The following is a 25,275-nucleotide window of genomic DNA, read 5'->3' as shown; positions in this document are numbered from 1 at the left end:
TTGTTTTCTCTCCCGTTACTGAACCCGGTATCTTTAATGATGCTGCTCTATTTTTATTCGTACGATGAGATTAATTACCACTATACCTGCATATAATCAAGTAGCAACTTTAGAACAGTTTACTTAAGAGAGAAGTCAGGTACAGATACATAGACAATTAATTACTAGCATAGGGAGTGAAGGGTCATGAAGGTGCTCGTAACCGAGTTGATGTGGGATGATGGAATTGAAGAACTCAAGCGCAATGGCTATTCCGTGGATTATGATATGGAATTGGGACGGAAAAGAAGTGAATTGCTTGAATTGGTGCCTGCATATGATGCACTCATTGTCAGAAATGAAACTAAGGTCGATGCAGAATTGCTTGATGCAGCCAAAAATACCAAAGTCATTGGCCGTCTTGGTGTTGGCCTTGATAACATTGATCTTGAGGCGGCAAAAGCTAGAAACATTCCAGTCATCCCGGCTGTACATGCGAATGCGACGTCTGTTGCAGAGTATGTAATGGCATCGATGCTGGATGCCTATCGTCCTTTGGCTGAAGCAGATGCTGATGTTCGCAAGGGCAATTGGGATCGAAAGTTCTTTACTGGATATGAATTAAACAGGAAAACGCTCGGACTTGTCGGATTGGGTGAAATTGCCCACCGTGTTGCCAAACGTGCCAATGCTTTTGGAATGAATGTCATCGGCTATGACCCATTTGTTAAGCCATACGATCATATACTGGCAGAAACCGGAGTTCGGCCGGTGGAAACGCTTGATGAACTGCTCATTCACTCAGACTTTGTTTCCATCCATGTCCCATTGACAAAAGCAACCCGGCATATGATCAGCAAAGATAATTTTAAATGTATGAAGCGCCATGCTTACGTAATCAATTCAGCAAGAGGCGGGATTGTACACGAACAGGATTTGGTAGAGGCTGTGCAATCCAAGGAAATTGCCGGGGCGTACCTTGATGTACTGGAAACAGAGCCTGTTCAAAAGGGTTCACCACTTTCCAAGGTTGAAGCTATCCACCTTTCCCCGCATATTGCCGGTTTAACAGATGAATCGCAATCCCGTACAGCTATGATGGTTGCCAAAGAAGTGATGAAAGTGCTGGAAGGCGGAAAGTCACTTTGTGCTGTGGTGTGATTTACGTTACATCCAATCACGGATAGTTGACACTTTTAAAGACCTCCATATTCTTACTGATACAAGGAATGGAGGTCTTAGGTTTGATTATTTATTAGCTGCACTTTTTAGGTATTCCAAATAAAGAAGATCGAACCAATTCTTTGTCTGTCATAAAGTATTCATGATTGCGCAACAGCTTAGTTTGCAGAGAAGCTGAGATAGCAGAAGCGTCGTACGCACATACGGACATTATCCCGATTTCACTAAGACTACAGTCTTCAATATTGTCAAATTCCTCAAGTTTATTTGAACTGGTATTATTACTTTTCCATTCCACATGTGCCCACGTGCGTATAGTACTATTTTCATTTATACAAGCATTTAATTTATTATGGAAATGTTTGACAATGCTTTGCATATGGGATTTTGTGTAACTCCGATAAAATGAATAATTATCAATATGATGAATATATTTTTGTTCCTCATTTGAATATAACTTCTTAATTTTTTCCTCTACCTCATGAAAAACGTTTTGATTTTCTATGATAATAAGATGATGACCACTTTCCGTGCCTGCCTTAATATACGCCATCATATTTTCTATATAGTTATTCTTTTCTTCAAAAACATACAAGATATGTGCTGAATCGAATTCTTGCAGATACTTTGTCAATGGAATCATTTAATCCCTCTCTTTCTTCTCAGTAGAAAACTTGGCATTCGTTAAAGGGATTCTTATGAAAGCGTACTAACCCCTTATACTTCGGAGTGCAAGCTTTAATCGTGCCTAGGTTGTATTTACTGCGAATTAATAAGTAGCTAATTATTTCCTGTTTAATTAGAATCTCTCTTGGATGAAAAGGGAAGGGAAGATAAGTGATTTATTTAGTGAGCGATAAAAGGGAGAATCTACTATTTCAGAATCCGTCATAAGATATGAATAGCAACGCATTTTTTGTATATGCAGCCCTGCTGATATTAATGAAGCATCATAAGCTCGTAAAAATAATAACTTTCTGTATGCTACCTTCAAATTATAATTGTCCTCCAGATTAAGATACCTTCCTAACTTGTTTATCCAATCATCTTCGGTATATTGCTCTTCAATCATCCATATACGTACAGGTTTTTCTTCTTCAAACATATCTTGTAATTTATGAAACTTATCCACTATACCTTTAGGTTCATGCTGAAGTATTTCATTCTGGTCAATAAAGTATATGAGATTTTCTATTTCAGTCTTAGTTAAGAAATTTTCTAAACGCTGCTGTATCTTTGTGTGATTTCTATTATGCTCGATGATAATACAATAACTACCTTTTTGAACTCCTGTAACAAGAAACGTCACAACATGGTCAAGATAGCTATTTTTATTATTAAAGAGATATAGTATATCTCCTCTATCCATGCTGCTGAAGTATTCAGGTATATGACGATATGAAGGGGTGTCCTTAACAATGCTAAGGTTATCCTCAAAAAATATCATTGGATCGAAATTTAAAACTTTAGCGATGTTAAGAGCAATGTTAAAACTGGGATTGCGTTTTCCAGTTTCAATTTGTGAATAAAAAGCCCTATCAATATAAGCATCTAAGGCCACTTTTTCTTGCGTGAATTGTTTTGATTTTCGAAGCCGGATTAACCATTCTCTCTTCATAACTCCCCCCCCAGTCTTGTTAGCAGTTAAGAAGGTATAAATACATTCTTACTGCATAAGTGCAACTAAGGCACTCGCCATTAGGCTTGGCGAATACCAAGTTTTCTAATAAAAGGCATAAGATTATCCCGTACTATTTGAAATAATCTGAACTAAATGTTTGCATATTAGAGTATTTTATCAAATATTGAATGGATATCGTGTGGCTAAGTTGCCACAAAATTCTGTTGTTTGCACCAAACGCATTAAAGTATATACGATCAATATTCTCGGTTTGTGGCAATTCGACACATTTCGCATTTTATCTTGAATTGAAAAGGTTGTGTAGGTAGTATTTATTATATTAGATAAAGATAATGCAAGATTGGCTTGATTCACTATGGAACATTGTACCATGAATACTTAGTCTAGGGATGTGACTTTTACATTAATAGATTAAATATTTTTAATGGTGGGGACCATTTTCTTATAGAGAGGTTGCTGTAAAGCCACAGTTTTAATTTAAAGTGAATTATAAATAGAAGATTAATTAAAATAGGGGTAATTAAAATGATGATATATTTAAGTGACGAAGCGTTAATAAACGCATATAAAAAAGCATTAAAATTAAGACTGGAAAGAGATTTTCTTGAATTATTAATGATTGAGCTGGACAGAAGGGGAATAACTTTCAGAAACTATGAATATGAAATAGAGGCATTAACTTGAATTTATCCGGATTTAGCTCAGTTGGAACTGGTCAATTCCAATATCCATTCTTTAAAATCCACAACACGATTATGTTTAGGGTGTGAATCTGTACCAGTGATGATCATGGGTGTAATTGAATCTTTTTCGTGTAAAGATCCATGCCCTGCTCCACCAAGGTGAGCAGGGGAGTGTTTTGCGATAAATTCATGGCCAGGCTTTGCATCGACCACAAGATAACGGCCTTCGTGAGAGTGAAGAGCTCCATTTAATCTTGCTAGTGCGTCAGGAAACCTGCCGTATGATATTTCATTTTGGTCATTAACGGATAAATTCAATACGGTAAAGTCACCATTCATATCCCATTTTTTATTATATGGATCAGTAAATTCACCATCAGGCTTAGGTTGATAGGTGAATTTTCTATTTACATTCCCGGAATATACATGATTTCCTTCATCGTCTTTCCACGCAATAAAATTAATTCGAGAATCTCCTATTAAATCCAAAGCCATTTCCGTATAACCAACTTTTTCATCTAACAAATTAATATAGGCCATTCGTTCATTAACGGCCAATACAATCTGATCTTTTTTAGTGATTGGTTTTCCTGGTTCGGATACCCGGTACTTTCCGGCCAGTGTTGTTAAATCAATAATCGATTTGGAATGTTCCTTTCCAATTGCTGATTGGGCGCTGTCACCATAGACAATCAAGACCATATTTTTGGTTGCTTCTTCCCAAGTAGGATATGCGTCCAGAATCATTCGAAGATGCTGATCAACCTTTTCAATCCCTTTTAGATCCATTGGACCGTGCTTATGGACACGACCATCCAAATCCGGAAAATAGCCAAGTGTAAAAGCGGGGAGGCTATTATTTTGAATAAGATATTTAAGTTCTTCAGCAGTAAAGGCATCATTGAGCCCTAATCCTTGCCAAACCTTGTTATGTTTATCATTCTCAGGACTTAATTGAGATAGACTTCCCAAGGAGAACAATGTTGGTCCTTTTACAGTTATGTTGTCGGACATTAAGTTAACCCCAGAAACTAATCTTGGAATATGCAGGTTATGTGTTTGCTTTCCACGATAAATCAGCCCATTAATGGAGGCGGTTTGAAGTTGTCTTTTATTTAATTCCTCATAAATAGTATCAGTACTTTTACTTAAATGCTGTTGATTCAAGTTGGTAATATTGTCGTTAAGAACCTGTTTAATTCCAAGCCGGAGGACTTCCATTTTTCCACTACCATAGTTCACTAAACGGTTCTCAACTTGATTAAACCAAACAAGTCCAGGAAGTTTATGCTTATCGGCATATGTCCCTGTTAAGAGACTGCTGTCAACTGTAACTGACATGGTAGGATATGAGCTTACAACGTTATCTAAATACTGTCCATGTTCAGATAAGAATTTCAATGCAGGTGCTCGTCCGTCTTTAATAGCCTTTTGTAAAGGTTTATCCATTAAAGAATCAACAATTATCAATACAACTGGTTTAGACTTAGAAGTTGTATCGACTTTTTCATCACTTAAGTCTTTTGTCGGGGTTGAAAAACCATACCAAATAATAAAAATTAAAACGAGGGCTAAGCTTATCAGCGCAATAATCAATTTTTTAATCATTCCAGTTCATCCTTTAACTTAGTAATAGTATTGTTACGATTACTCGTAAAATTATGTGCTTTATTTGGGAACTGTGTGGAACCATATAATTTTGTTATAATAAAAGTGTTGTATGGAGGGGTGGCAGATTGCATTATTTAAAGGATATATACAAAGAGGAAATTTTTGAAACAGTTTTTGAGAACGCTTACCATTGTTTTGTTGTAGTAGATGGTGAAGGCTTGATAACATACATGAATAATACGTATTGTGACTTTCTAGAGACAAATAAACAAGAAGCAATTGGCAAACATGTAACCGAAGTCATTGAGAATAGCAGAATGCATATAGTTGCTAAGTCCGGTGTGGAAGAAATTGCTGACCTTCAATATATCCGTGGTAATCATATGATTGCCAATCGTATTCCTGTACGTTCTGAGGGGAAAGTTGTTGGTGCAGTTGGGACTGTATTGTTTCGTGATACAAAAGAATGGAAAAAGATGAACAGTCATATTAAGGATTTATTGCTGGAATTGGAACATTATCGCAGTCAATTGAACAATCAGCACGGAACAACATACTCGCTTCATGATATTGTAGGCAGTTCCCCGCAAATGAATGAATTGAAGAATAAAATAAAAAAAGTTTCACCTGGCGATGTTTCTGTATTACTCAGAGGTGAGAGCGGCACAGGAAAAGAGCTGTTTGCACACAGTATTCACCACTTAAGTGAACGAAGCGGTAAACCATTTATTAAAGTGAATTGTGCAGCAATACCTGAACACTTACTGGAATCGGAATTATTCGGCTATAAAGAAGGTGCTTTTACAGGAGCTAAAAAGGGTGGCAAATTAGGTAAGTTTCAGCTTGCTAATGGTGGTACCGTTTTTTTAGATGAAATTGGTGATATGCCATTAAGTGCCCAGGTGAAAATTCTAAGAGTTTTACAAGAAGGAGAAGTCGAAGCGCTTGGGGCAAACGATACGCAAAAGATAGATGTGCGAATTATAGCTGCCACAAATCAGTCTCTGGAAAAATTAATCGAAGAACAGCGCTTTCGGGATGATTTATTTTATCGGATAAATGTTGTACAGGTCCGGATACCTCCACTTCGAGAACGAACAGAGGATTTACGGGTTTTATCCAAATATATTCTAACTAAAGTGACAGAGCGCTCAGGCAAACGGGTTATCGACTTTGACCAGCCTGTATTGGAATGCTTCATGACATACCAATGGCCAGGGAATATTAGGGAATTGGAAAATGTTATTGAATCCGCGGTCCATCTAACGAATACCGAAATTATAAAAGTGGAAGACTTACCAGACCATATCCAGCCAAATTCTAATTTTTTGCAACAAAATGGTACCTTAAAGGAAATTCTGAATAACACGGAAAAGCAAACAATCGAAAGAAGTTTAAAAAAAGCCAATGGAGATAAGCTAAAAGCTGCAAAACTGCTGGGAATCGGTAAATCGAAATTGTACGATAAAATAAAGAAATACGGAATTTGAATTTTCCGTAATATCGGAAAGTTATTCCGTATTCGTGGAAAGGCAATACAAGTAAGGGCTTACATTACTATTAAATAAGAATTTAGATCCAAATTCCGTAAAATCGGAATTTGGATTTTTTCGTTCCAGTTAAAAACGTCGATTTTGTGACATTTTGCAAGGATAGCTAAAGTTGGCATACTTTTTGCTTATATAAGAGTGAGGGGAGTGCAAAAAGATGAAAAATACCTATACATCATTTAATGAAGCAGTTAAGGACATTCAGGATGGTTCCACGATTATGGCCGGTGGATTTGGCCTTGTCGGAATTCCGGAGAATCTGATACTTGCTTTAGTAGAATCGAACGTGAAGCATCTGACTGTGATATCCAACAATTGTGGTGTTGATGATTGGGGGCTAGGCCTGCTGCTGAAAAATAAACAGATTGATAAGATGATTGGCTCGTATGTTGGGGAAAACAAGGAATTTGAACGACAGGTTTTATCAGGAGATTTAGAGGTTGAACTTGTTCCTCAAGGCACATTAGCAGAAAGAATTCGGGCGGGCGGTGCTGGAATACCTGCATTCTATACACCAGCTGGAGTCGGGACCCCGCTTGCAGAAGGTGTGGAAGTACGAACGTTTGATAATAAAGAGTACTTGCTTCAGACAGCGTTAACGGCAGATTTTAGCCTTGTCCGGGCAGCAAAAGGGGACAGAAATGGAAACCTTGTGTACAACAAAACAGCCCGGAACTTTAGTCCATCGATTGCTGCAGCAGGAGAGGTGACAATTGCTGAAGTTGAGCAGCTGGTTGAGCCGGGTGAACTTGACGCTGATCACATTCACACTCCAGGCATTTATGTACAAGGATTAATTGAAGGCAAGCAAGAGAAACGGATTGAACGATTAACGTTAAGAAAACAAGCATAAGAAGGAGGAGTATTTATGGTGGAGCAGGCCGATAAGGCAACTATACGTGAAAATATCGCTAAACGAGCGGAGCAGGAAATTGAAAGCGGTTCATATGTGAACTTAGGAATTGGCATGCCGACAATGGTTGCAAACTATATCCAGCAAGGAAAAGAAGTTGTTCTTCAGTCAGAGAATGGCTTGCTTGGAATTGGCAGGTCTCCAGAAGAGGAGGAAGTTGATCCGGATTTGATAAATGCTGGAAAAGAAACCGTTACAGCTTCATTAGGTGCATCTTATTTTAGCAGTGCAGAATCCTTTGGCATGATTCGCGGGGGACACCTTGACCTTGCTATCCTCGGTGGCATGGAAGTCTCCGAAACAGGGGATTTAGCTAATTGGATGATCCCAGGAAAAATGATTAAAGGCATGGGTGGCGCAATGGATATTGTCCATGGAGCTAAGAAAATTGTTATTATCATGGATCATGTTAATAAACATGGCAAGCCGAAAATATTAAAAGCATGCACACTTCCGTTAACAGGTAAAGGTGTCGTTAACCGGATAATAACAGACCGTGCAGTAATTGATGTTACCAGTGCTGGTTTAAAACTAACAGAGGTGACAAATGGCTGGACAGTTGAGGAAGTTGTTCAGTCAACAGAAGCAGAACTTATTTTATGTGAGAATTTGAAAGCGGCATCACTATAAAAAAATGGAGGGGTTCAGATGTTAGTAGATAATAAAGTCGTTTTTATCACAGGTGCAGCAAGTGGAATAGGGTACGAGATTGGCGTTGATTTTGTCGAAAACGGAGCAAAAGTTGTTTTTTCAGATATCAACGAAGCAAAAGTAAATGAAGTAACGGAAAAACTGAGTAAAGAAGGGCATGACTGCTTTGGAATAAAATGTGATGTAACAAAGGAAGATGAACTCACTTCTGCCATTGATAAAACGGTTGAACGATATGGCAGAATTGACGTTCTGATTAACAATGCCGGGCTACAGCATGTTGCATCAATTGAAGACTTTCCAACTGAAAAATTCGAATTCATTACCAAGGTTATGCTCGTTGCACCATTTATGGCAACAAAACACGTATTTCCGATAATGAAAAAACAAGGATATGGCCGAATTTTAAATATGGCATCGATTAATGGGTTGATTGGTTTTGCTGGAAAAGCTGCTTATAACAGTTCAAAACATGGCGTAATCGGACTAACAAAAGTTACTGCTTTAGAGGGTGCTGAACACGGAATTACGGTTAACGCTGTATGCCCGGGTTATGTCGATACCCCACTTGTCCGAAATCAGCTTGAAGATTTGGCAGGTAACCGAAATGTTTCGCTCGAGAAGGTGTTAGAAGATGTTATTTATCCGCTAGTACCACAGAGACGTCTGCTGTCTGTTAAGGAAATCTCTGATTATACAATGTTCCTCGCCAGTGACAAAGCAAAAGGTGTAACAGGTCAGGCAGTAGTATTAGATGGAGGCTACACAGCTCAATAGACGAGACGTGGGGACAGGTCTCTTGTCCCGAAATTTCCTACAATGCTCAATAAATAGAATCTACTAATCTATGAGGAGTGAGAAGATGAATGATGTATATATTTTAGAAGGAGCACGAACTCCATTTGGAAGTTTTGGAGGAGGGCTTAAAGACAGTGACCCAACGGACCTTGGCGTAACGGCAAGCAAGGAAGCAATCAGACGCAGTGGGATAAAGCTTGAGAATATCGACTTAACCGTGATGGGAAATGTTATTCACTCGTCCAAAAATGCTCCATATCTCGCAAGACATGTTGCATTAAAAACCGGTATCCCACATGCAAGTCCAGCTCTTGCAGTGAATCGTTTGTGTGGATCAGGGTTACAATCGGTAGTTTCCGCGGCGCAATCGATCATGCTGGGTGAAGGTCAAGTGGCACTTGCTGGTGGAGTTGAAAGCATGAGTCTATCACCATATGCATTAAGAGGAAGTCGCTTTGGAGCGAAACTTGGAACACCGCAAATCGATGACATGCTCTGGGCTGCTTTGACGGATGAATATATTGGCGGCGGTATGGGCTTAACCGCTGAAAATCTTGCCGAAAAATATTCTATCTCGCGCGCGGATCAAGATGAATACGCTTACCTGAGCCATCAGCGGGCAGCAGAGGCAAGAAGTCAGGGTAAGTTTGCTGAAGAAATCACACCAGTTGAGGTGAAATCAAGAAAAGGTACTGCTTTTGTTGAGGATGATGAGCAGATCCGTGAAGATACAAGCACCGAAAAACTTGCTAAGTTAAAACCTGCTTTTAAAAAGGATGGCACGGTAACTGGCGGAAATGCCAGCGGAATAAATGATGGTGCTGGGGCAGTAGTTTTGGCAGACAAGCAGTTTGTCCAGAAAAACAAGGTAACCCCAATCGCCAAGATTATCTCATGGGGAGTAGGCGGTGTTGACCCGGCCTATATGGGTATTGGACCTGTTCCTGCAATTAAGAAAGCATTGGCGAACTCGAACTTATCGTTAGATGATATTGATTTAATAGAGGTAAATGAAGCATTTTCGGCACAGTATCTTGCTGTTGAAAAAGAGTTAGGTCTGGATCGGGAAAAAGTGAATGTCAATGGTGGAGCTATAGCGCTAGGGCATCCAATCGGCGCCAGCGGTACACGAGTGCTTTATTCCGTTATTAAAGAATTACAGCGAAGAAATAAAAAATATGGAATAGCATCATTATGTATTGGCGGCGGCCAAGGAATCGCTATGGTTGTAGAAGCAACATAAAATTTAAGTGGTTTATATTTTTAGGAGGGGTTTTTAAATGTTTGGTATTTTATTAGGACTTGTTGTATTAATGGTATTAGCGTATCTTGGCTGGTCGATTATATGGGTAGCGCCAATTGCAGCTGGGGTAGTAGCAATTACAGGTGGTTTGGATATACTCGATGCATATAAAGACACATATATGGGTGGATTTGTCTCGTTCGCGAAGGCTTGGTTTCCTGTATTTATGCTTGGGGCAGTGTTTGGCAAGCTGATGGAAGATACAGGGATGGCAAAATCTGTTGCGGTAGCATTTACTAAAGTCATTGGCACGCAGCGCGCGATATTGGGTGTGCTGGTTTCAGCAGCAGTGCTAACATATGGAGGCGTTAGTTTATTCGTAGTTGTATTTGCTGTTTATCCACTTGCGTTAACACTATTCCGTGAAGCTAATATCAGCAGAAAATTAATACCAGCAACAGTTGCGCTTGGTGCATTCACGTTCACCATGACAGCAATACCTGGAACACCACAGATCCAAAATCTGATTCCGATGGATTATTTTCATACTGACGCGATGGCGGCTCCAGTTATGGGGATAGTTGCAGGGATAGTAATGGCTGTTGGTGGTTACTTGTACTTACGCTGGCGCGAAAAAAAGATGACAGCAAAAGGAGAAGTTTTTACGGAGCCAAAGGATAACAAATTTATTAATGTAGAGGGAGATACACCTTCATTTCTGTTATCGGTATTACCACTTTTAACTGTACTTATTACCCTGAATGTATTTGGATGGGATGTTGTGGTGGCGCTGATAGCCGGAATTGCTTTAATCATGGTGCTGAACTTTTCCAAATTTAAAGGATTTGTTAAGACAATTAATGCTGGAGCGGTTGGTTCTGTAACAGCGATAATCAATACTAGTGCAGCAGTAGGGTTTGGTACAGTAGTTAGAGCCGTCCCTGGGTTTGAACGGTTAACCGAACTGCTAATGGGAGTAAAAGGAAATCCGTTAATATCCGAAGCAATTGCTGTTAATATACTTGCTGGTGCTACAGGTTCGGCTTCAGGTGGTATGGGGATAGCCTTGGAAGCTCTTGGCGATAAGTATTATCAAATATCCCAGAATACAGGAATCGATCCCGAACAGCTTCACAGAATTGCATCACTTTCCTCGGGTGGACTTGATGCACTACCACACAATGGAGCTGTACTGACATTATTCGCCATAACAGGTATGACACATAAAGACAGCTATAAAGATTTATTTGTAGTTGCAGTGTTAATACCAGTAATTTCCGTAATCGTAGTAATCCTACTAGCTGCAATCGGAATCTTTTAAGGGACAATAGGGAAAGGGACAATAGGGACAGGTTCATTGTCCCAGAATGTTTTCCGAACAAGATGAAGATAAGTTGTTTTAATTGATATTCTATTCTAAATAATCTATATATTAGGAAAAGGACAAGGAGATGATATTTATGGCAGATTGGCTCACAAGTTTAAAAACAGATACACCTCAAGAAGGGTTCGAACTTGCGATTACACTCTCTAGAAAGGGCGTAGGATACACCCAGACTTCTCCAGATGTTCGTGAAAAATTAAGGGCAGACTACGCAGAAAGTGCAGATAGTTTAACAATGGCCTCACAAGTTATAGCAATACATTATCAAACAGTTGCTGCAGCAAATAACTATTGGAAATAAGAACATATCTAAGGACCGGGCGGCTTTTTGCTCGGTCCTTTCTGTTGCAGTCAAGAAATCCTTCATTTTGGATACGTACTGTTCAAATTTTCGAATAATGGTAGTTATGTTATAGTTGTTAGGTTAAAAATTGTTTGAAAGGGGGACTCAGTACAGCATGAACTGGTACATAAAGGTTTTAAAAAATTATGTAGAATTTGAAGGAAGAGCAAGGCGGCAAGAATACTGGATGTTTGGGCTTGTTAGTTTTATTATCGCAATCATATTAGGGATATTTGAAGGGGTGTTAGGAATATCAGGGGTGTTATCAGGACTTTATTCCCTATTTATATTTCTGCCGGGATTGGCTGTTGCTGTTCGCAGATTACATGATACTGGAAAGTCCGGATTTTGGGTTTTAATTAGTCTTATCCCAGTGGCAGGGGCAATTGTTTTATTAATTTTCATGTGTTTGGATAGTGATTTATATGAGAATAAATACGGGCCAAACCCAAAGTTTAATTAAAATCTATTAACCTATGAATAAAAAATGCCTGGCAGCCGGACTTTAGTATAGTCCGTCATGCCAGGCTTTTTCTGTTAAGCGGGACAAGGAACCTGACCCTCATGTCCCCCTGACCCTCAGTCCCTTATTCTTCAAACATTGCGCTGACATCTGGGTTTTCTTTTTTGGATTGGTCTGTTACTTCAAATGATGGTTTTTGGCTGAAATTAAAGATAGATGCGATGATGTTTCTTGGAAATGTTACGAGATAGGCATTGAAGTCTGCTACTCTAGCGTTAAAAGTTCTTCGTTGCGCCTGAATATTTTCTTCAATATTTGTAATCCGGTTTTGCAGGTGATTATATTGAGAGGTGAACTTGATATCAGGATAAGCTTCCAACCTGCCTAACAGGGTATTTACAGAGCCTTCTAACCGCTGGGAGTCTGCCAATTTATCTTCCACATTTTTAGTTGAATTACGATTCACCTGTGAACGTAAAGCAGTTACTTCCTCAAGCAATTCCTTCTCATTTTCCACAGCACTTTTCGTCGTTGAAATTAAATTAACAATTTCATCTGCCCGATTTTGTAAGAGTACATCCATATTGGAAAAGGATTGTTCCACTTTTACCGCGCCTTTTTTAACGTTATTGTATGTGATAATGATATACAGAAGAAACAGTGCAACTACACCAATGATAATAAACATTGTCATGACCTTTCACCCCATCTATGCCTTATTCCATAGTTTTAAGTTAAGATCTAACTCTTCCACTAGTATTAATGCCTGATTAATATCTTCAAAATAATTATAAATCGATTCCTTATCAGCCTTCTTGTCGATATTAAATTCGAAATGGTCCTGAAGTGTGTTTAATAGGAAGTACATTTTCCCATCTTTAAATGAAAAATAAGGAACAATCTTCTCAATAGTTTTAGCGACGATTTTTAAGTGCTGATTCGGTATACGTTCTTTTGACCTTTCTTTTGCTCCATCAGTCAAAGCCAGCATTTTTTCCATGAAGCCTGGTGTTAAAATATAGCGTGCTTTGACTTCATCTGTTGTCTTAACTGCAAATCGCTCATTAAATTCCACATTGTCAAGCTCGATTTCTTCAAGCTTAGGCTGTTTATGAAATATGTCCAGTTTTTTAAAGTCGAAAAATAGATTTTTTCTCGGTGCAATGACAGTGGTTCCTTGAAAATCTTTATTAAAATCAACATCAAAGAACAACCCTTGGAAAATGACGGTTTCTTGTTGGTGTCCATCGGTATCTGACCATACGTCTATAGCTGTCACTTCGGAAAAAGCGATATCTGTTTTAGGGCTCTCTTCCGGTTGCAAATCTTCCTCACTTCGTTCCAGACTGGAAGTAACCTGTTTAATATTTTCTGGTGTAGCATTTTGGACTGAAAATTCATGTTCCTCGGTTTCAGACTGATCCTGATCATAGACACTTCCCCAAATTAGATCGTCCCCGAGATATTTATCTGGTTTCTTTGGGAAAACCCTTGTATCTAAAAAAGTCTCTTTAGGTATATGTTTTTCTGGTGCGTATTGGAATTCGGGGTTAATAAATGTTACAACCTTCCGTACAATTCGTTGCTTCATGACGCCTTCGAATGACTTGTATGTTTTGGACATCTTACTAAATCCAATAATAAGTACGACAAATGTTGCAATAAAAAACGCAATGAAATAGTCTGAGAAAATCAGGCCAAACACAATAGGAATTAACGCAGCTACGGTAGTTATTTTGGCTTGCTTATTTCGTCTCTTCTTTAAATTATTTCTGTTCGCTTCTAATTCTTCAATTTCGCCCTTTATTTCCTCTTCATAAAACTGGTCGAACTCTTCTTTTGTTTTAGAAATCTTCTTCACTTTACATTCCCCTCGTTTATAGGTGACATATCTATAACTACTATATTCATCATACCGAGGAAAAATAATAACGTATATTATACTCTCGTATACATTTTTAAACTACTGCGCAAAATGAAGAATGTGATATCTTTCCAGTTAAGTGAAATTCTGCAGATATCTACAGGAAAGGAGTGGATTTGTTTGAGTGATGCTATTAAAGCAGACATTGAAAAAATACTTCAAGATAGCCATGTTGGGCCAATGGCTACGGTACAAAATGATAAACCGCATTCCAGGTATATGACTTTTTTTCATGAAAACCTGAAACTTTACACAGCAACAAGTAAAGAAACACATAAAACCGAAGAGGTTGAAAAGAACCCTTTCACACACATTCTACTCGGATATGATGGCGAAGGGTTTGGTGATGAATATGTGGAATACGAAGGAAAGGCTACCATCAGCAATTCCGAAGAGCTGAAAAGACAGCTGTGGATTGAAGATATGAAGCATTATTTTGATGGACCTGAGGACCCGAATTTCATTGTACTAGAGATTGAGCCAATTCAAATCCGGTTAATGAATAAAAAAGGCAAAGCGCCAAGAGTACTGGATTTGTAATGTGAAACGCAAGCTATTCAACTGTTGAATAGCTTGCGTTTTTTTAAAATAATAGGGGAGGCTCATTTGATGAATCCTCGTTCCGTTATTCATTACAAAAACCCTGTTTAGAGCATGGCTAAGGATCCTCATTCCGCTATTTGCCATTTTCAGCCCTATTTTCCATTGAATTTGTACAATTAACGGAACGAGGATCCGCCTCATCTCTTTTAGAGAAGTTTTTTAGCCTTTTAGCGGAATGAGGATTCATTTGTATTTCGGATTGGAAAAACTTCACCTTTAAGCATTATTTCAACCGTCTGAATCCCTCCTGATGGAGATAGTCAGCCGCTGCATTATATGTTGCGTGGGTTCCATCTAAGTCGTCCCCAGCATAGATATTCCAAGCGTTATAATCGTTGGTTAACATTAATGTCTGGTTTTCAGGATTAATCCATGTTTCTTCAATAAGTTCGGATTCTGACAGCGAATCAATTGATTGTTTTAGCACTTTCCAAAGCTCCTGTTCCGAAAAGTCACGGATATTAACCATGCCTTTGGAATCGATCGGGTAGTTTTCATCTATCTCTTCAGCGTATACAAAACCGTTCCCGTTTGGGTGCAGACGATATACTACTATTTTTTTATCCATTATGCTTTCTTCAAAATGGAAATTAACACGACCAAGTGAGACATCGTGACGCTGTAATTCAGGAAAGGATTCAATAATTGCTAGTTTTTCTTCAAATGTAAGCATGAGACCTCCACGGTGAATGTGATTTAAGATTCAACCCCTATTATACCACTGGATTTTTTAAAAATACGAATGATTCGGATTTGACCAGACAAACAACTTTCCCTCCATCTGAATTGATTTATAGCAGCAACGTCATGATAAAATACCTAGTAGAAATGGATTATTCACTAAATTTTAAAAATTTGCTATATTTAGTATATAAAACTATCAACTACTAACTAATAGATTCACACAGTGTTCCTATATTCGTTGGTAGTGAAAAATTTATCTATATAGTTATCAACATAAAAAAGGAGGAACTAGTTTAATATGGCTCATTATAATAATTGGAGAAGAATCTTGATGGTTTGTTCAATTTTATTGTTATGTGTACCGTTTCTAAATACGAATAAGGTATCAGCAGATAGCACAGAGGATGTTACTATTAACCCCAAACCACAGGAAATGAAAATACTGGGTGAAGCATTCCCTCTTACACCGGTAGTGGGAATTGTAGTAGGGAAAGAAACGGATGAACAAGCTATTCAGGAAGTAGTTCGTGCATTAAAAGCTGCTGATGTAAAGCAAATCGTACGCAAAAATGCAGGTGAGAAGGTGAATACACCTGTTACCATTTGGATTGGTGGTCCTTCCGAAAATCAAGCCTCGGCAGACGTGTTGAATCAGATGGGTGTAAATGGAACTGAAACGTTAAAAGATGAAGGCTACACCCTTGTATCAGCAAATAATGATGATAAACAAATCGTTCTTGCCGGAAAAGACAAGACAGGAACCTTTTATGCAGCGGAGACGTTTAAGCAAATTATTCAAGAACGAAAAGGGCGAGATTTGATTTCGCAAGCAGAAATCCGTGACTGGCCAGAAATGCCAATTCGTGGATCAATCGAAGGGTTTTATGGACCGACTTGGACACATGATGACAGATTAAGTCAAATAGAATTTTATGGAGAAAATAAACTTAATACGTATATTTATGCCCCTAAGGATGATCCATATCATAGAGAAAATTGGCGTGAGCCTTATCCTGATGAAGAATTGAAAAAGATAGAGGAACTGATAGATAAGTCAAAAGAGAATCATGTGAACTTCACTTTCTCCCTTTCTCCTGGACAGTCAATTTGCTACTCTGGGGACGATGATTTTGCATTGTTGAAGAAAAAAATGGAGAAGATGTGGGATTTAGGTGTAAGATCCTATGCGATTTTTCTAGATGATATTAGTAAAAGCTTGCACTGTGAACAGGATAAGGATAAATTCGGAGACGATGCGGATCCAATAGCAGCGGCGCACGCTCATCTGCTGAATAGGTTTACCAAGGAATTTATTCAAACACATGAAGGTGCTGAGCGGTTGATTACTGTTCCAACAGACTATTCCGGAAATGGTACAACTGTTTACCGTGAGCGCTTTGCTGAATTACTTCATAAGGACACAGTTGTTATGTGGACTGGTCCGAAAGTTGTATCTGAACAAATAACATCAGAAGGAGCAACAAAAGTTCGGAACATTTTTCAACATGATTTGTTAATATGGGATAATTACCCTGTTAACGATTTTGATCGTAACAGCTTGTTTTTAGGTCCACTTGTTAAAAGAGATTCAGATTTAACAGAGAATGGTGTAGTAGGTTTAACAACAAATCCAATGAATGAGGCAGAAGCATCTAAAATTCCGATGTATACGATTGCCGATTATACATGGAATCCAGCTGCTTATGAGCCAAGAGAATCATGGGAACGCAGTGTTCAATCATTTGGCGGAGATGCAGCAGACGTTTTGAAAACGTTTGCTGAGAATTCTTATTCTTCTCCGCTTAACGAAACCGAGTCACTGACGCTAACACCATTAATCAATGAGTTCTGGAAGGCTTATGTATCCAATAATGCGGACCAAGCTGCGGATGAATTAATAGCTGAATTTAAAAAATTGCAGCAGAATCCAGCCAAACTTCAAAATCAAATGGAAAATGATAAGTTTCTACTTGAAGTCGAACCTTATCTAGAAAAACTGAAATTGTATGGTGAAGCTGGCGAAGTCGTCGTCAACTATTTAATGGCACAGCAAGAAGGAGAGGCAGCTAAGGCAAGCGAGTACAGAAAAGAACTAATTACGTTGTACAATCAATCTGAACAAATTCCACAAAAAATTGGACAAGGTGTTATAAAACCATTTCTGGTAAAAAGCGCAATAACCTTACCTTCCTTATCATTAACGTTACAACCGTCAATAGATGATTTTTGGGAGGCGTATGATAGTAATGATATAGGTGGAACTGCGGATAATTTGATCAGTGAATTTGATATGTTGCAGCAGATTCCTGATACTATGCGGCAGAATATAGACAACGAAGAATTCCTGAAGTCAATTGAGCCATATTTAAAGAATCTCGACGTATACGGTGAAGCTGGGGAAGTCGCTGTTAACTATTTAATAGCGCAAAAAGAAGATCAACCAGATAAAGCAAGTGAGTACCAAGAGAAACTAAGAACTTTAATGGTACAGGCTTATAAGATGCCACAGAAAATTGGAGAGCAAACAATCAAACCGTTCTTAATCGATAGTATGTGGGGAGATCTTAACGTTATTGGTTACAGAATGTTGGACGGTGTCAATACATTTCGAGGGGGAGGAGAACTGATTCAATATACACCTGAACATGGAGACACTACTGGAACAAACCCTTGGGGATATGAAGTAACTGTAGTGGACGATACTGTAGTAGAAAGAGGCGGAAATAATTCCGCGATTCCAGATAATGGCTATGTACTAAGCATCCATGCGAATGATTGGCTGCGGGATAATGCGACGATCGAAGCTAACGTTCAAATAGAAAATGGTATCGTTCTTATCACAAAGCCCGAAGAGTAAACAGCAGTCGAGATAAATATCTTGAAACATAAACCCATCTGTCTATTTAACGACAGGTGGGTTTATTTATTTGCACTTATGCAGAAAACAGGGTTTAGGTTTTCTAACATTAACAATTTGTATAAAGGGAACTTGAGGATATGTGCGGGACGAGGAACCTGTCCCCCCGGACCACCTCCGAAATCAAAGGGCCATTTGACAAAGTTATATAAACCTTCTAAACTAAATTATGTAATATGAACTTGTTCATTAGAAGAACGTGTTCATAAAATGAATGGATTCAATTTAATGATGAATCTCTGTGTAAACAAAAAGATGAAGTTTACATATCTTAAAAATCCAAAAGGGGGGACTAATTTGATTGAATTAAAGAACATAGGAAAAACGTTTGATGATGGATTTCAGGCATTAAAAGATATTAATTTAACGTTTGAAGAGGGAAAGATAAATGTATTAATTGGTCCAAGTGGTTGTGGTAAAACGACAACTATGAAACTGCTAAACCGATTAGTAGATTATACACAAGGCGAGATTCTGATCGATGAAGAAAATATTAAAGACATTAACCCGATTACCCTTCGCCGCAAAATGGGATTCGTTATCCAAAATATAGGCTTATTCCCTCATATGACCATTTATAATAATGTAGCAACCGTGCCGAAACTATTGAAATGGGAAAAGAAGAAAATCCGTAATAGAGTTGTTGAATTGTTAGAAATGGTCAATCTCGATCCAGAAACGTATATGCTACGCTACCCTTCAGAACTAAGTGGTGGTCAGCAGCAGCGAATTGGTGTTATTCGTGCTCTTGCTGCAGAGCCTTCTACCATTTTGATGGACGAGCCTTTTAGTGCTCTAGACCCCATCAGCAGAGAACAATTGCAAGATGAACTACTTCGTCTTCAATCTGAAATCAATAAAACGATTATATTCGTCACACACGATATGGATGAAGCGATAAAAATTGCTGATCAAATCATTTTAATGAAGGATGGCAATATTGTCCAAAAAGGGTCTCCACAGCAAATTTTAGAGAATCCCGCAAATGATTTTGTGAAGGATTTTATCGGAGAAAAAAGGCTTGGAATGGACAGAAAGCTACCGCAGCTTAACAAGTTTATATCTAAGGATTATATCGCTATTTCAGATGACACTTCGGTTGAGTCAGCGATGGATAAGATGATAGCCAATCAAATCGCTGAAGCACCTGTTGTGAAGCGTGATGGAATTTATGCCGGTGTAATTAACTTATATGACATGCTGTCAAACAAGGATCAGAATATGCAGGATTTAATTAAGCAAACAAGCTCGGTGATTACGGAAGATGAAGATACGGAAAGTGTATTAAAGAAACTTGACGAGTTACACGGATCAACTCCAATAATCTCTCCAGATAATTCACTTGTTGGTATTCTGGATAAAGACAAATTGTTGCAGGCATTGAAGAATGTAACAGAAGGTAAGAGTGGTGTTGCTTAAATGGAATTGCTATCAGAGTATTTGACATATTGGTCTGAAGATTATTCATCCATTTTAGAGTACATGTATGAGCACATTCTTATTTCCTTTACCGTGATCATCTTAGCAGTTGCTATAAGCGTACCATTAGCTATTTATATGACGAAGATGAAAAGTAACAAAATCAAGAGTCTTATTTTTAACATTGCTAATGTGTTTCAGACAATACCAACCATTGCTATGTTAGCCATTATGATTCCTATAATGGGAATTGGCTTCACACCCGCAGTAGTGGCTTTGTTGTTATATTCATTGCTGCCATTGTTACGAAACACGTATTCAGGTATGGAGTCTGTTAGTTCGGAAATCATTGAAGCAGCGAAAGGAATGGGATTCAGTACATTTCAAAGGCTGTTCAAAGTTGAATTGCCTGTTGCTTTTCCATACGTTATGTCCGGAATCCGTGTAACTGCTGTTTATATCATTAGCTGGACAACACTGGCAGCATTAATTGGTGCAGGCGGATTAGGTGACCTTGTACTGGCAGGTATTGGTTACAATGATCAATACATGATTTTCACGGGTACGATATTGGCCATCGTAATTGCAGTTTCACTAGATCTTGTTTTAGGCAGAATTGAGAATATAGTAAAAAGAGCTTAAGAAAAGGGGATTTAAAAATGAAGATAAAAAGTTTTTTAGTCGCAAGTTTAGTCGCTTTAATGTTTTTAATTACAGGTTGTGGAGATGATAGTTCAGCAGATGGTGGAGAGGTATTTACTGCAGCAGCAGCTAAAAATACTGACTCTAAAATAAATGTACAAATTTTAAAATCATTAGTGGAAGACCAAACAAGTCATGAAGTAGAAATTGTTGAAGACCTTCCAGCGAGTGCTCAGATTTTTGCTGGAATTGATCGTGGAGAATTTGATTTTGCTAACTTATTTTCTGGTGAAGTATATAACAACTATTTTGATGATGTAGAGTATTCAACCAATCCAGACAAAACATTGAAGCAAGCCCAAAAATTCTTTGGTGAAAAGTACGACATCAAGTGGTATGACCCGGTTGGCTTTATTAACAACTACAGTATTGCAGTTAACAGAGACTTTGCAGAAAAAAATAATGTAGAAAACTTAACACAATTAGAAGAATTTGCAGATGAAATGGTATTAGGTACTGATAATGCCTGGATTGAACGTGATAATGATGGGTATAAAGGCTTTCAGGAAACATATGGCTATAAATTTGCTGAAGCGCGCGGAATGGACGTTGCATTAATGTATGAAGGAATTGCAAACGGTGATTTGGACGTTGTAACTGCCTATACAGTAGATCCGCAATTAAAGGAATATGACTTGAAAGTTCTAAAAGATGATAAACATTTCTTTCCACCATACGAGGCTTCTTTAGTCGCACGTAATAGCGTGATTGATGAAAATTCGGAAATTGATAAAATCGTTGAATCTACAGTTGGGCTAATTTCTACAGAAGAAATGACCGATCTAATATATGAAGTGGATATTGAAAAGAGAAGTATCAAAGAGGTATCAGAGGAATTTCTAAAAGAAAAAGGAATGTTAGACTGAGAAAAGGTGAATAAACATGGAGTTCATTAGTAGACTTGTCCAATATATAATTGAAAACTACAGTGAATTGTTATCTCTATCGATAGAACATTTATTAATGGTGGCCTATGGTATCGGGCTGGCACTCGTGGTTGGCGTACCGCTTGGTATTATTGCAGCAAAGTTTGAAAAGCTGGCACCGGTTATCATCTCGCTTACCAATATATTGCAGTTGATACCTAGCTTAGCCATGCTGGCAATATTAATGCTCTATTTAGGCTTTGGATTTGAAACGATTGTCGTTGGATTGTTTCTATATTCCTTGCTTCCTATAGTGAAAAACACCTATGTTGGAATTAAAGAAGTAGATGACAGTATTATAGAAGCAGGAGTTGGCAACGGGATGACGACACTTCAATTATTGTTAAAAATACAATTTCCCTTATCTATTCCGTTTCTGCTGGCAGGGGTAAGACTGGCAGCGGTAATCGCTATTTCTGTCGCTACACTTGGTCCTTACGTTGGCGCAGGTGGCTTAGGAAAAGAGATTATTTCCGGGATTAGCCTTCAGTCGGATGTAAAGATTTACGCTGGTACAATCATTGCTACTTTAATGGCGATTATAGCTGATATTTTACTAGGGAAAATCGAAGGAAAAACGAAACGCCGGCTTGCTTAATTGAAACATATTGCAGAAGTTTTTGCGTGAGTTGGAATGATGAAGAAGCCCCTTGGTTGTCTTGACCAGGGGGTTGTTATGAGCAGTGAAGAGAGAATAAAGTACATTGGCAAATGTCAAGTTTACCAATATGATTCTCGTAGTGGAAAAATATATTAAATGAAATTTTGAGGTGTGCGGCTAATGAATGTAAAAAGAAAAGAGATTCAAACGGCTAGAATGTGGCGTTTTTTTCTTGATGCAACTTCAGAGCTTATTGAAGAGAAGGGTTTACACCATATAACTATCCGAGAAATCGCGGATCGGGCTGGGTATACCAGCTCTACAGTTTACAATTACTTTCGGGATTTATCTCATTTGAAGTTTTTTGCTGTCATGCGTGATACGGATAAATACTTAAAAGACCTGCCTGGTTATATGGAAAAAGGCAATAATACAGTGGAAAAATGGTTGTATGCATGGGAATGCTTCTGTAAACATTCCTTTCAATTACCTGAGGTGTATTCTCTTCTCTATATTGAAAACCTTGGTACTATTCCAGAAGAACTTATGCAGAATTATTATCAGGTTTATGCAAATGAATTAATTAATCTTTCTGAAGAAGTGCAATCCATTATCACACATCACAATATAGCTACCCGAAGTTCTCTCTATATTCAAAGTGCTAAAGAGGAAGGGTTTATCCATGAAGAGGACATTGAGTATATCGCTGATATGACTATGTTGATCTGGACGGGGATGCTAACAAATCTCCTCAATTTACGGAGAAATGTTTCAAAAGAGGAAGCTGCAAAGCAAACAATGAATTATGTATATAAAAGTATTATGTCCACAGTTGTTCCTGAAAAAAGAAAAGAGGTCAACTATATATATGGTGACCGTAACGATAACGAAAACGGAAGTAGTACATCTTAGAGGAGTGAAATAAGTTGGTTTTTAATGTAAGTGATTCAAATGATAGAAAAACAATAACAGAGTTTCCAAGAGAAATAGAAAAGAAAGATCATGTGTGGATTCCTATGTCTGATGGGACAAAATTAGCAGCTACAATCTGGCTGCCAAAAGATGCAGCGGAAAATCCCGTCCCAGTTATATTGGAATATCTGCCGTATCGAAAAGATGATTTCACAGCAATTCGCGACTCAATTCGTCATCCTTATTTTGCCGGGCATGGGTATGCAAGTATTCGTGTTGATATCCGCGGAACTGGTAATTCAGATGGTTTTTTGCCAGATGAATATTTGAAACAGGAACACGATGATGCTTTGGAAGTATTCGATTGGATTAACGAGCAGTCATGGGCAACAGGCGATGTTGGAATGATCGGGAAATCCTGGGGTGGATTTAATGGGTTGCAGGTTGCTGCAAGACAGCACCCAGCCTTAAAAACAATAATTACACTTTGCTCCACTGATGACCGTTATGCAGACGATGTTCATTACCGCGGAGGAAATATACTGGCATCAGATATGCTTTGGTGGGCATCAACCATGTTCGCTTACAGTGCTCGTCCACAGGATCCAGAAGTAGTTGGAGAAGGCTGGAAAGAAAACTGGTTGGAGCGATTGAAGACTACTCCATATGTTAATGAATGGATGAGCCACCAAACAAGAGACGACTATTGGAAGCATGGATCGATAAATGAGGACTACTCGGATATTCAGATACCGGTCTTTACTGTTAGTGGATGGCAGGATGGCTATACGGATGCTGTGTTTCGTCTAGTTGAAAATCTCCCATATGCTAAAGGGTTGATTGGACCGTGGGCTCACGAATATCCAGAAGTCGCAACGCCAGATCCGACAATTGGTTTTCTGCAGGAGTGTCTTCGCTGGTGGGATCAATGGTTAAAAGGGATTGACACTGGAGTTAAGGATGATCCGAAATTTATAACTTGGATTCAGGAGAACGAATTACCGGAAGTTAACTATGATGAAAGACCTGGAAAATGGGTAGTTGATTCTTCATGGCCTTCAAAAAATGTTAATGAAAAACATTTCTGGCTTCATGACGGAAAATTGGAATCTGAACAGAATTCTAATGAGAAGGTAATTGTGCCAAGCGTTCAGGAACATGGATATTATGCAGGGGTATTTTGCCCATTTGGAGAACCAGGTGATTTACCGTCTGATCAGCGATTCGAAAACGGGAAATCAGTCGTTTTTACAACGGATCCTTTTAAAGAAAGTTTTGATATGCTAGGGCATCCGATGTTTGACATGGAATTTACAGTCGATCAGGAAAGTGCTCTTGTTGCTGTCAGGCTTTGTGATAAGGCGCCAACTGGAGAATCTACTTTACTTAGCTGGGGAATGTTAAATTTAAATCACCTTAATTCCCATGAGCATCCGGAAACTTTGGAACCTGGAAAGAAATATCAGGCATCTATTAAACTGAATAGTGTCGGACAAACAATTCCAGCCGGGCACTCACTGGAAGTAGCTATATCACCAACGTATTGGCCGCAAGCTTGGCCATCACCAAAACCCGTGACATTGGAAATCTATGCTGGGGAATCAACGAAAGTAAGGCTGCCAGTCCGTACACCACAGCCGGAAGTGGATGGTGCAGTTCATTTTGATTCTCCGGAAACGGCTCAAGTGATTGATAGAGAAATTCTCAGAACCGAAAATCGGACACGAAACATCTCGCATAATACCATAACAAATGTATGGCTGCTTGAAGACTTTTCAGACGAAGGGGAGCGTTTGCTGCCTCATAACGGGTTGAAGCATGGAAGTATAAATAAAAACACTTACACGATTCAATCAGGTAATCCTTTAGCTGCCAAGGCGCAATGTGAATGGGAACTGACAGTTGGAAGAGACGACTGGGAAGTAAAGCTAATTACCAATAGTGAGATGACGAGTGATAATGATACATTCTATCTAACAAATACAATGACCGCTTTTCACAATGGAGAACAATGCTTCCAAAATACCTGGAAAAAAGAAATACCAAGAGTCTATCAATAGAATAAAGGCAGTAAGGAGAATAGCGCCTGTCATCTGGAACATAATCATTCCAGCTGACAGGCATTTTTTTGAGAAGCAGGGACAG

Annotated in this window: 24 protein-coding genes; 18 read left to right on the top strand and 6 right to left on the bottom strand. The window is 38.5% G+C overall.

The window, feature by feature from the left end; genetic code table 11:
* The first annotated feature begins 186 nt into the window (after positions 1-186).
* Entirely contained in the window at positions 187-1,140 is a 954-nt protein-coding gene (locus tag J2Z82_RS00535) for a hydroxyacid dehydrogenase (protein WP_209478850.1), read from the top strand.
* Between the two features lie 94 nt (positions 1,141-1,234).
* Here J2Z82_RS00535 and J2Z82_RS00530 read toward each other — a convergent pair whose 3' ends face one another.
* The gene (locus J2Z82_RS00530) at positions 1,235-1,804 is read right to left on the bottom strand and encodes an MEDS domain-containing protein (protein ID WP_209478849.1); all 570 of its coding nucleotides are present in this window, start codon (positions 1,802-1,804) and stop codon (positions 1,235-1,237) included.
* Positions 1,805-1,960: 156 nt separating this feature from the next.
* A complete protein-coding gene (locus J2Z82_RS00525) occupies positions 1,961-2,779 on the bottom strand; it encodes a helix-turn-helix domain-containing protein (protein ID WP_209478848.1) in 819 nt (272 codons plus the stop codon).
* Positions 2,780-3,328: 549 nt separating this feature from the next.
* Between J2Z82_RS00525 and sda the strand changes: the two genes are divergently transcribed.
* Positions 3,329-3,487, top strand: coding sequence for a sporulation histidine kinase inhibitor Sda (gene sda / locus J2Z82_RS00520; RefSeq protein ID WP_209478847.1), 159 nt, complete (start codon positions 3,329-3,331; stop codon positions 3,485-3,487).
* A 17-nt stretch (positions 3,488-3,504) separates the two neighbouring features.
* Here the strand turns inward: sda and J2Z82_RS00515 are convergent, their stop codons facing one another.
* A complete protein-coding gene (locus J2Z82_RS00515) occupies positions 3,505-5,094 on the bottom strand; it encodes an alkaline phosphatase family protein (RefSeq protein ID WP_209478846.1) in 1,590 nt (529 codons plus the stop codon).
* 128 nt (positions 5,095-5,222) lie between these two features.
* Here J2Z82_RS00515 and J2Z82_RS00510 point away from each other — a divergent pair, with 128 nt between their 5' ends.
* The 8 genes from J2Z82_RS00510 (at position 5,223) to J2Z82_RS00475 (ending at position 12,442) form a co-directional block, all read left to right on the top strand.
* Entirely contained in the window at positions 5,223-6,587 is a 1,365-nt protein-coding gene (locus J2Z82_RS00510; protein ID WP_209478845.1) for a sigma-54 interaction domain-containing protein, read from the top strand.
* A gap of 217 nt (positions 6,588-6,804) precedes the next feature.
* A complete protein-coding gene (locus J2Z82_RS00505) occupies positions 6,805-7,500 on the top strand; it encodes a CoA transferase subunit A (protein ID WP_209478844.1) in 696 nt (231 codons plus the stop codon).
* 15 nt (positions 7,501-7,515) lie between these two features.
* Positions 7,516-8,190: a 3-oxoacid CoA-transferase subunit B gene (locus J2Z82_RS00500; protein WP_209478843.1), complete on the top strand. Its 675-nt coding sequence runs from the start codon at positions 7,516-7,518 to the stop codon at positions 8,188-8,190.
* 18 nt (positions 8,191-8,208) lie between these two features.
* Entirely contained in the window at positions 8,209-8,988 is a 780-nt protein-coding gene (locus tag J2Z82_RS00495; RefSeq protein WP_209478842.1) for a 3-hydroxybutyrate dehydrogenase, read from the top strand.
* 85 nt (positions 8,989-9,073) lie between these two features.
* Positions 9,074-10,252 carry a thiolase family protein gene (locus J2Z82_RS00490; RefSeq protein ID WP_209478841.1) on the top strand — a complete coding sequence of 393 codons (1,179 nt, stop codon included), beginning with the start codon at positions 9,074-9,076 and terminating at the stop codon, positions 10,250-10,252.
* A 37-nt stretch (positions 10,253-10,289) separates the two neighbouring features.
* Positions 10,290-11,573 carry a GntP family permease gene (locus tag J2Z82_RS00485; protein WP_209478840.1) on the top strand — a complete coding sequence of 428 codons (1,284 nt, stop codon included), beginning with the start codon at positions 10,290-10,292 and terminating at the stop codon, positions 11,571-11,573.
* 139 nt (positions 11,574-11,712) lie between these two features.
* Complete coding sequence (locus tag J2Z82_RS00480; RefSeq protein ID WP_092493726.1) at positions 11,713-11,937, top strand: hexameric tyrosine-coordinated heme protein; 225 nt, start codon at positions 11,713-11,715, stop codon at positions 11,935-11,937.
* A 157-nt stretch (positions 11,938-12,094) separates the two neighbouring features.
* Positions 12,095-12,442, top strand: coding sequence for a DUF805 domain-containing protein (locus J2Z82_RS00475; RefSeq protein ID WP_209478839.1), 348 nt, complete (start codon positions 12,095-12,097; stop codon positions 12,440-12,442).
* A 124-nt stretch (positions 12,443-12,566) separates the two neighbouring features.
* On the opposite strand, the gene J2Z82_RS00470 is transcribed toward J2Z82_RS00475, so the two are convergent.
* Complete coding sequence (locus tag J2Z82_RS00470; RefSeq protein WP_209478838.1) at positions 12,567-13,136, bottom strand: LemA family protein; 570 nt, start codon at positions 13,134-13,136, stop codon at positions 12,567-12,569.
* 15 nt (positions 13,137-13,151) lie between these two features.
* On the bottom strand, positions 13,152-14,303 hold the full coding sequence (locus J2Z82_RS00465) for a DUF3137 domain-containing protein (RefSeq protein ID WP_209478837.1): 1,152 nt from the start codon (positions 14,301-14,303) through the stop codon (positions 13,152-13,154).
* Positions 14,304-14,486: 183 nt separating this feature from the next.
* Here J2Z82_RS00465 and J2Z82_RS00460 point away from each other — a divergent pair, with 183 nt between their 5' ends.
* The gene (locus J2Z82_RS00460) at positions 14,487-14,906 is read left to right on the top strand and encodes a pyridoxamine 5'-phosphate oxidase family protein (RefSeq protein WP_280922954.1); all 420 of its coding nucleotides are present in this window, start codon (positions 14,487-14,489) and stop codon (positions 14,904-14,906) included.
* A 286-nt stretch (positions 14,907-15,192) separates the two neighbouring features.
* Here J2Z82_RS00460 and J2Z82_RS00455 read toward each other — a convergent pair whose 3' ends face one another.
* Positions 15,193-15,642 (bottom strand): hypothetical protein, encoded by a 450-nt coding sequence (locus tag J2Z82_RS00455; protein ID WP_209478835.1) that lies wholly within the window; start codon positions 15,640-15,642, stop codon positions 15,193-15,195.
* Between the two features lie 309 nt (positions 15,643-15,951).
* Between J2Z82_RS00455 and J2Z82_RS00450 the strand changes: the two genes are divergently transcribed.
* The 7 genes from J2Z82_RS00450 (at position 15,952) to J2Z82_RS00420 (ending at position 25,190) form a co-directional block, all read left to right on the top strand.
* On the top strand, positions 15,952-18,510 hold the full coding sequence (locus J2Z82_RS00450) for a beta-N-acetylglucosaminidase domain-containing protein (RefSeq protein WP_209478834.1): 2,559 nt from the start codon (positions 15,952-15,954) through the stop codon (positions 18,508-18,510).
* Between the two features lie 357 nt (positions 18,511-18,867).
* Positions 18,868-19,989 carry a betaine/proline/choline family ABC transporter ATP-binding protein gene (locus J2Z82_RS00445; RefSeq protein WP_209478833.1) on the top strand — a complete coding sequence of 374 codons (1,122 nt, stop codon included), beginning with the start codon at positions 18,868-18,870 and terminating at the stop codon, positions 19,987-19,989.
* Entirely contained in the window at positions 19,990-20,631 is a 642-nt protein-coding gene (locus J2Z82_RS00440; protein ID WP_209478832.1) for an ABC transporter permease, read from the top strand.
* A gap of 17 nt (positions 20,632-20,648) precedes the next feature.
* On the top strand, positions 20,649-21,557 hold the full coding sequence (locus J2Z82_RS00435) for an ABC transporter substrate-binding protein (RefSeq protein WP_245250977.1): 909 nt from the start codon (positions 20,649-20,651) through the stop codon (positions 21,555-21,557).
* Between the two features lie 16 nt (positions 21,558-21,573).
* Positions 21,574-22,215 carry an ABC transporter permease gene (locus tag J2Z82_RS00430; protein ID WP_092493741.1) on the top strand — a complete coding sequence of 214 codons (642 nt, stop codon included), beginning with the start codon at positions 21,574-21,576 and terminating at the stop codon, positions 22,213-22,215.
* 183 nt (positions 22,216-22,398) lie between these two features.
* Entirely contained in the window at positions 22,399-23,130 is a 732-nt protein-coding gene (locus J2Z82_RS00425) for a TetR/AcrR family transcriptional regulator (protein ID WP_209478831.1), read from the top strand.
* Positions 23,131-23,144: 14 nt separating this feature from the next.
* Positions 23,145-25,190: a CocE/NonD family hydrolase gene (locus J2Z82_RS00420; protein WP_209478830.1), complete on the top strand. Its 2,046-nt coding sequence runs from the start codon at positions 23,145-23,147 to the stop codon at positions 25,188-25,190.
* The last annotated feature ends 85 nt before the right edge of the window (positions 25,191-25,275 follow it).

It is taken from the genome of Virgibacillus litoralis (assembly GCF_017873675.1).
GTDB lineage: Bacteria > Bacillota > Bacilli > Bacillales > Amphibacillaceae > Lentibacillus > Lentibacillus litoralis.
Note: the sequence above shows the minus strand (reverse complement) of the source record. Positions and strands in the feature narration are given on the sequence as shown.

Bases quoted from the DNA above. Each gene is read 5' to 3' on its own strand.
- J2Z82_RS00535 (WP_209478850.1), top strand. From the start codon at position 187: ATGAAGGTGCTCGTAACCGAGTTGATGTGGGATGATGGAATTGAAGAA.
- J2Z82_RS00530 (WP_209478849.1), bottom strand. From the start codon at position 1,804: ATGATTCCATTGACAAAGTATCTGCAAGAATTCGATTCAGCACATATC.
- J2Z82_RS00525 (WP_209478848.1), bottom strand. From the start codon at position 2,779: ATGAAGAGAGAATGGTTAATCCGGCTTCGAAAATCAAAACAATTCACG.
- sda (WP_209478847.1), top strand. From the start codon at position 3,329: ATGATGATATATTTAAGTGACGAAGCGTTAATAAACGCATATAAAAAA.
- J2Z82_RS00515 (WP_209478846.1), bottom strand. From the start codon at position 5,094: ATGATTAAAAAATTGATTATTGCGCTGATAAGCTTAGCCCTCGTTTTA.
- J2Z82_RS00505 (WP_209478844.1), top strand. From the start codon at position 6,805: ATGAAAAATACCTATACATCATTTAATGAAGCAGTTAAGGACATTCAG.
- J2Z82_RS00500 (WP_209478843.1), top strand. From the start codon at position 7,516: ATGGTGGAGCAGGCCGATAAGGCAACTATACGTGAAAATATCGCTAAA.
- J2Z82_RS00495 (WP_209478842.1), top strand. From the start codon at position 8,209: ATGTTAGTAGATAATAAAGTCGTTTTTATCACAGGTGCAGCAAGTGGA.
- J2Z82_RS00490 (WP_209478841.1), top strand. From the start codon at position 9,074: ATGAATGATGTATATATTTTAGAAGGAGCACGAACTCCATTTGGAAGT.
- J2Z82_RS00485 (WP_209478840.1), top strand. From the start codon at position 10,290: ATGTTTGGTATTTTATTAGGACTTGTTGTATTAATGGTATTAGCGTAT.
- J2Z82_RS00480 (WP_092493726.1), top strand. From the start codon at position 11,713: ATGGCAGATTGGCTCACAAGTTTAAAAACAGATACACCTCAAGAAGGG.
- J2Z82_RS00475 (WP_209478839.1), top strand. From the start codon at position 12,095: ATGAACTGGTACATAAAGGTTTTAAAAAATTATGTAGAATTTGAAGGA.
- J2Z82_RS00470 (WP_209478838.1), bottom strand. From the start codon at position 13,136: ATGACAATGTTTATTATCATTGGTGTAGTTGCACTGTTTCTTCTGTAT.
- J2Z82_RS00455 (WP_209478835.1), bottom strand. From the start codon at position 15,642: ATGCTTACATTTGAAGAAAAACTAGCAATTATTGAATCCTTTCCTGAA.
- J2Z82_RS00450 (WP_209478834.1), top strand. From the start codon at position 15,952: ATGGCTCATTATAATAATTGGAGAAGAATCTTGATGGTTTGTTCAATT.
- J2Z82_RS00440 (WP_209478832.1), top strand. From the start codon at position 19,990: ATGGAATTGCTATCAGAGTATTTGACATATTGGTCTGAAGATTATTCA.
- J2Z82_RS00435 (WP_245250977.1), top strand. From the start codon at position 20,649: ATGAAGATAAAAAGTTTTTTAGTCGCAAGTTTAGTCGCTTTAATGTTT.
- J2Z82_RS00430 (WP_092493741.1), top strand. From the start codon at position 21,574: ATGGAGTTCATTAGTAGACTTGTCCAATATATAATTGAAAACTACAGT.
- J2Z82_RS00425 (WP_209478831.1), top strand. From the start codon at position 22,399: ATGAATGTAAAAAGAAAAGAGATTCAAACGGCTAGAATGTGGCGTTTT.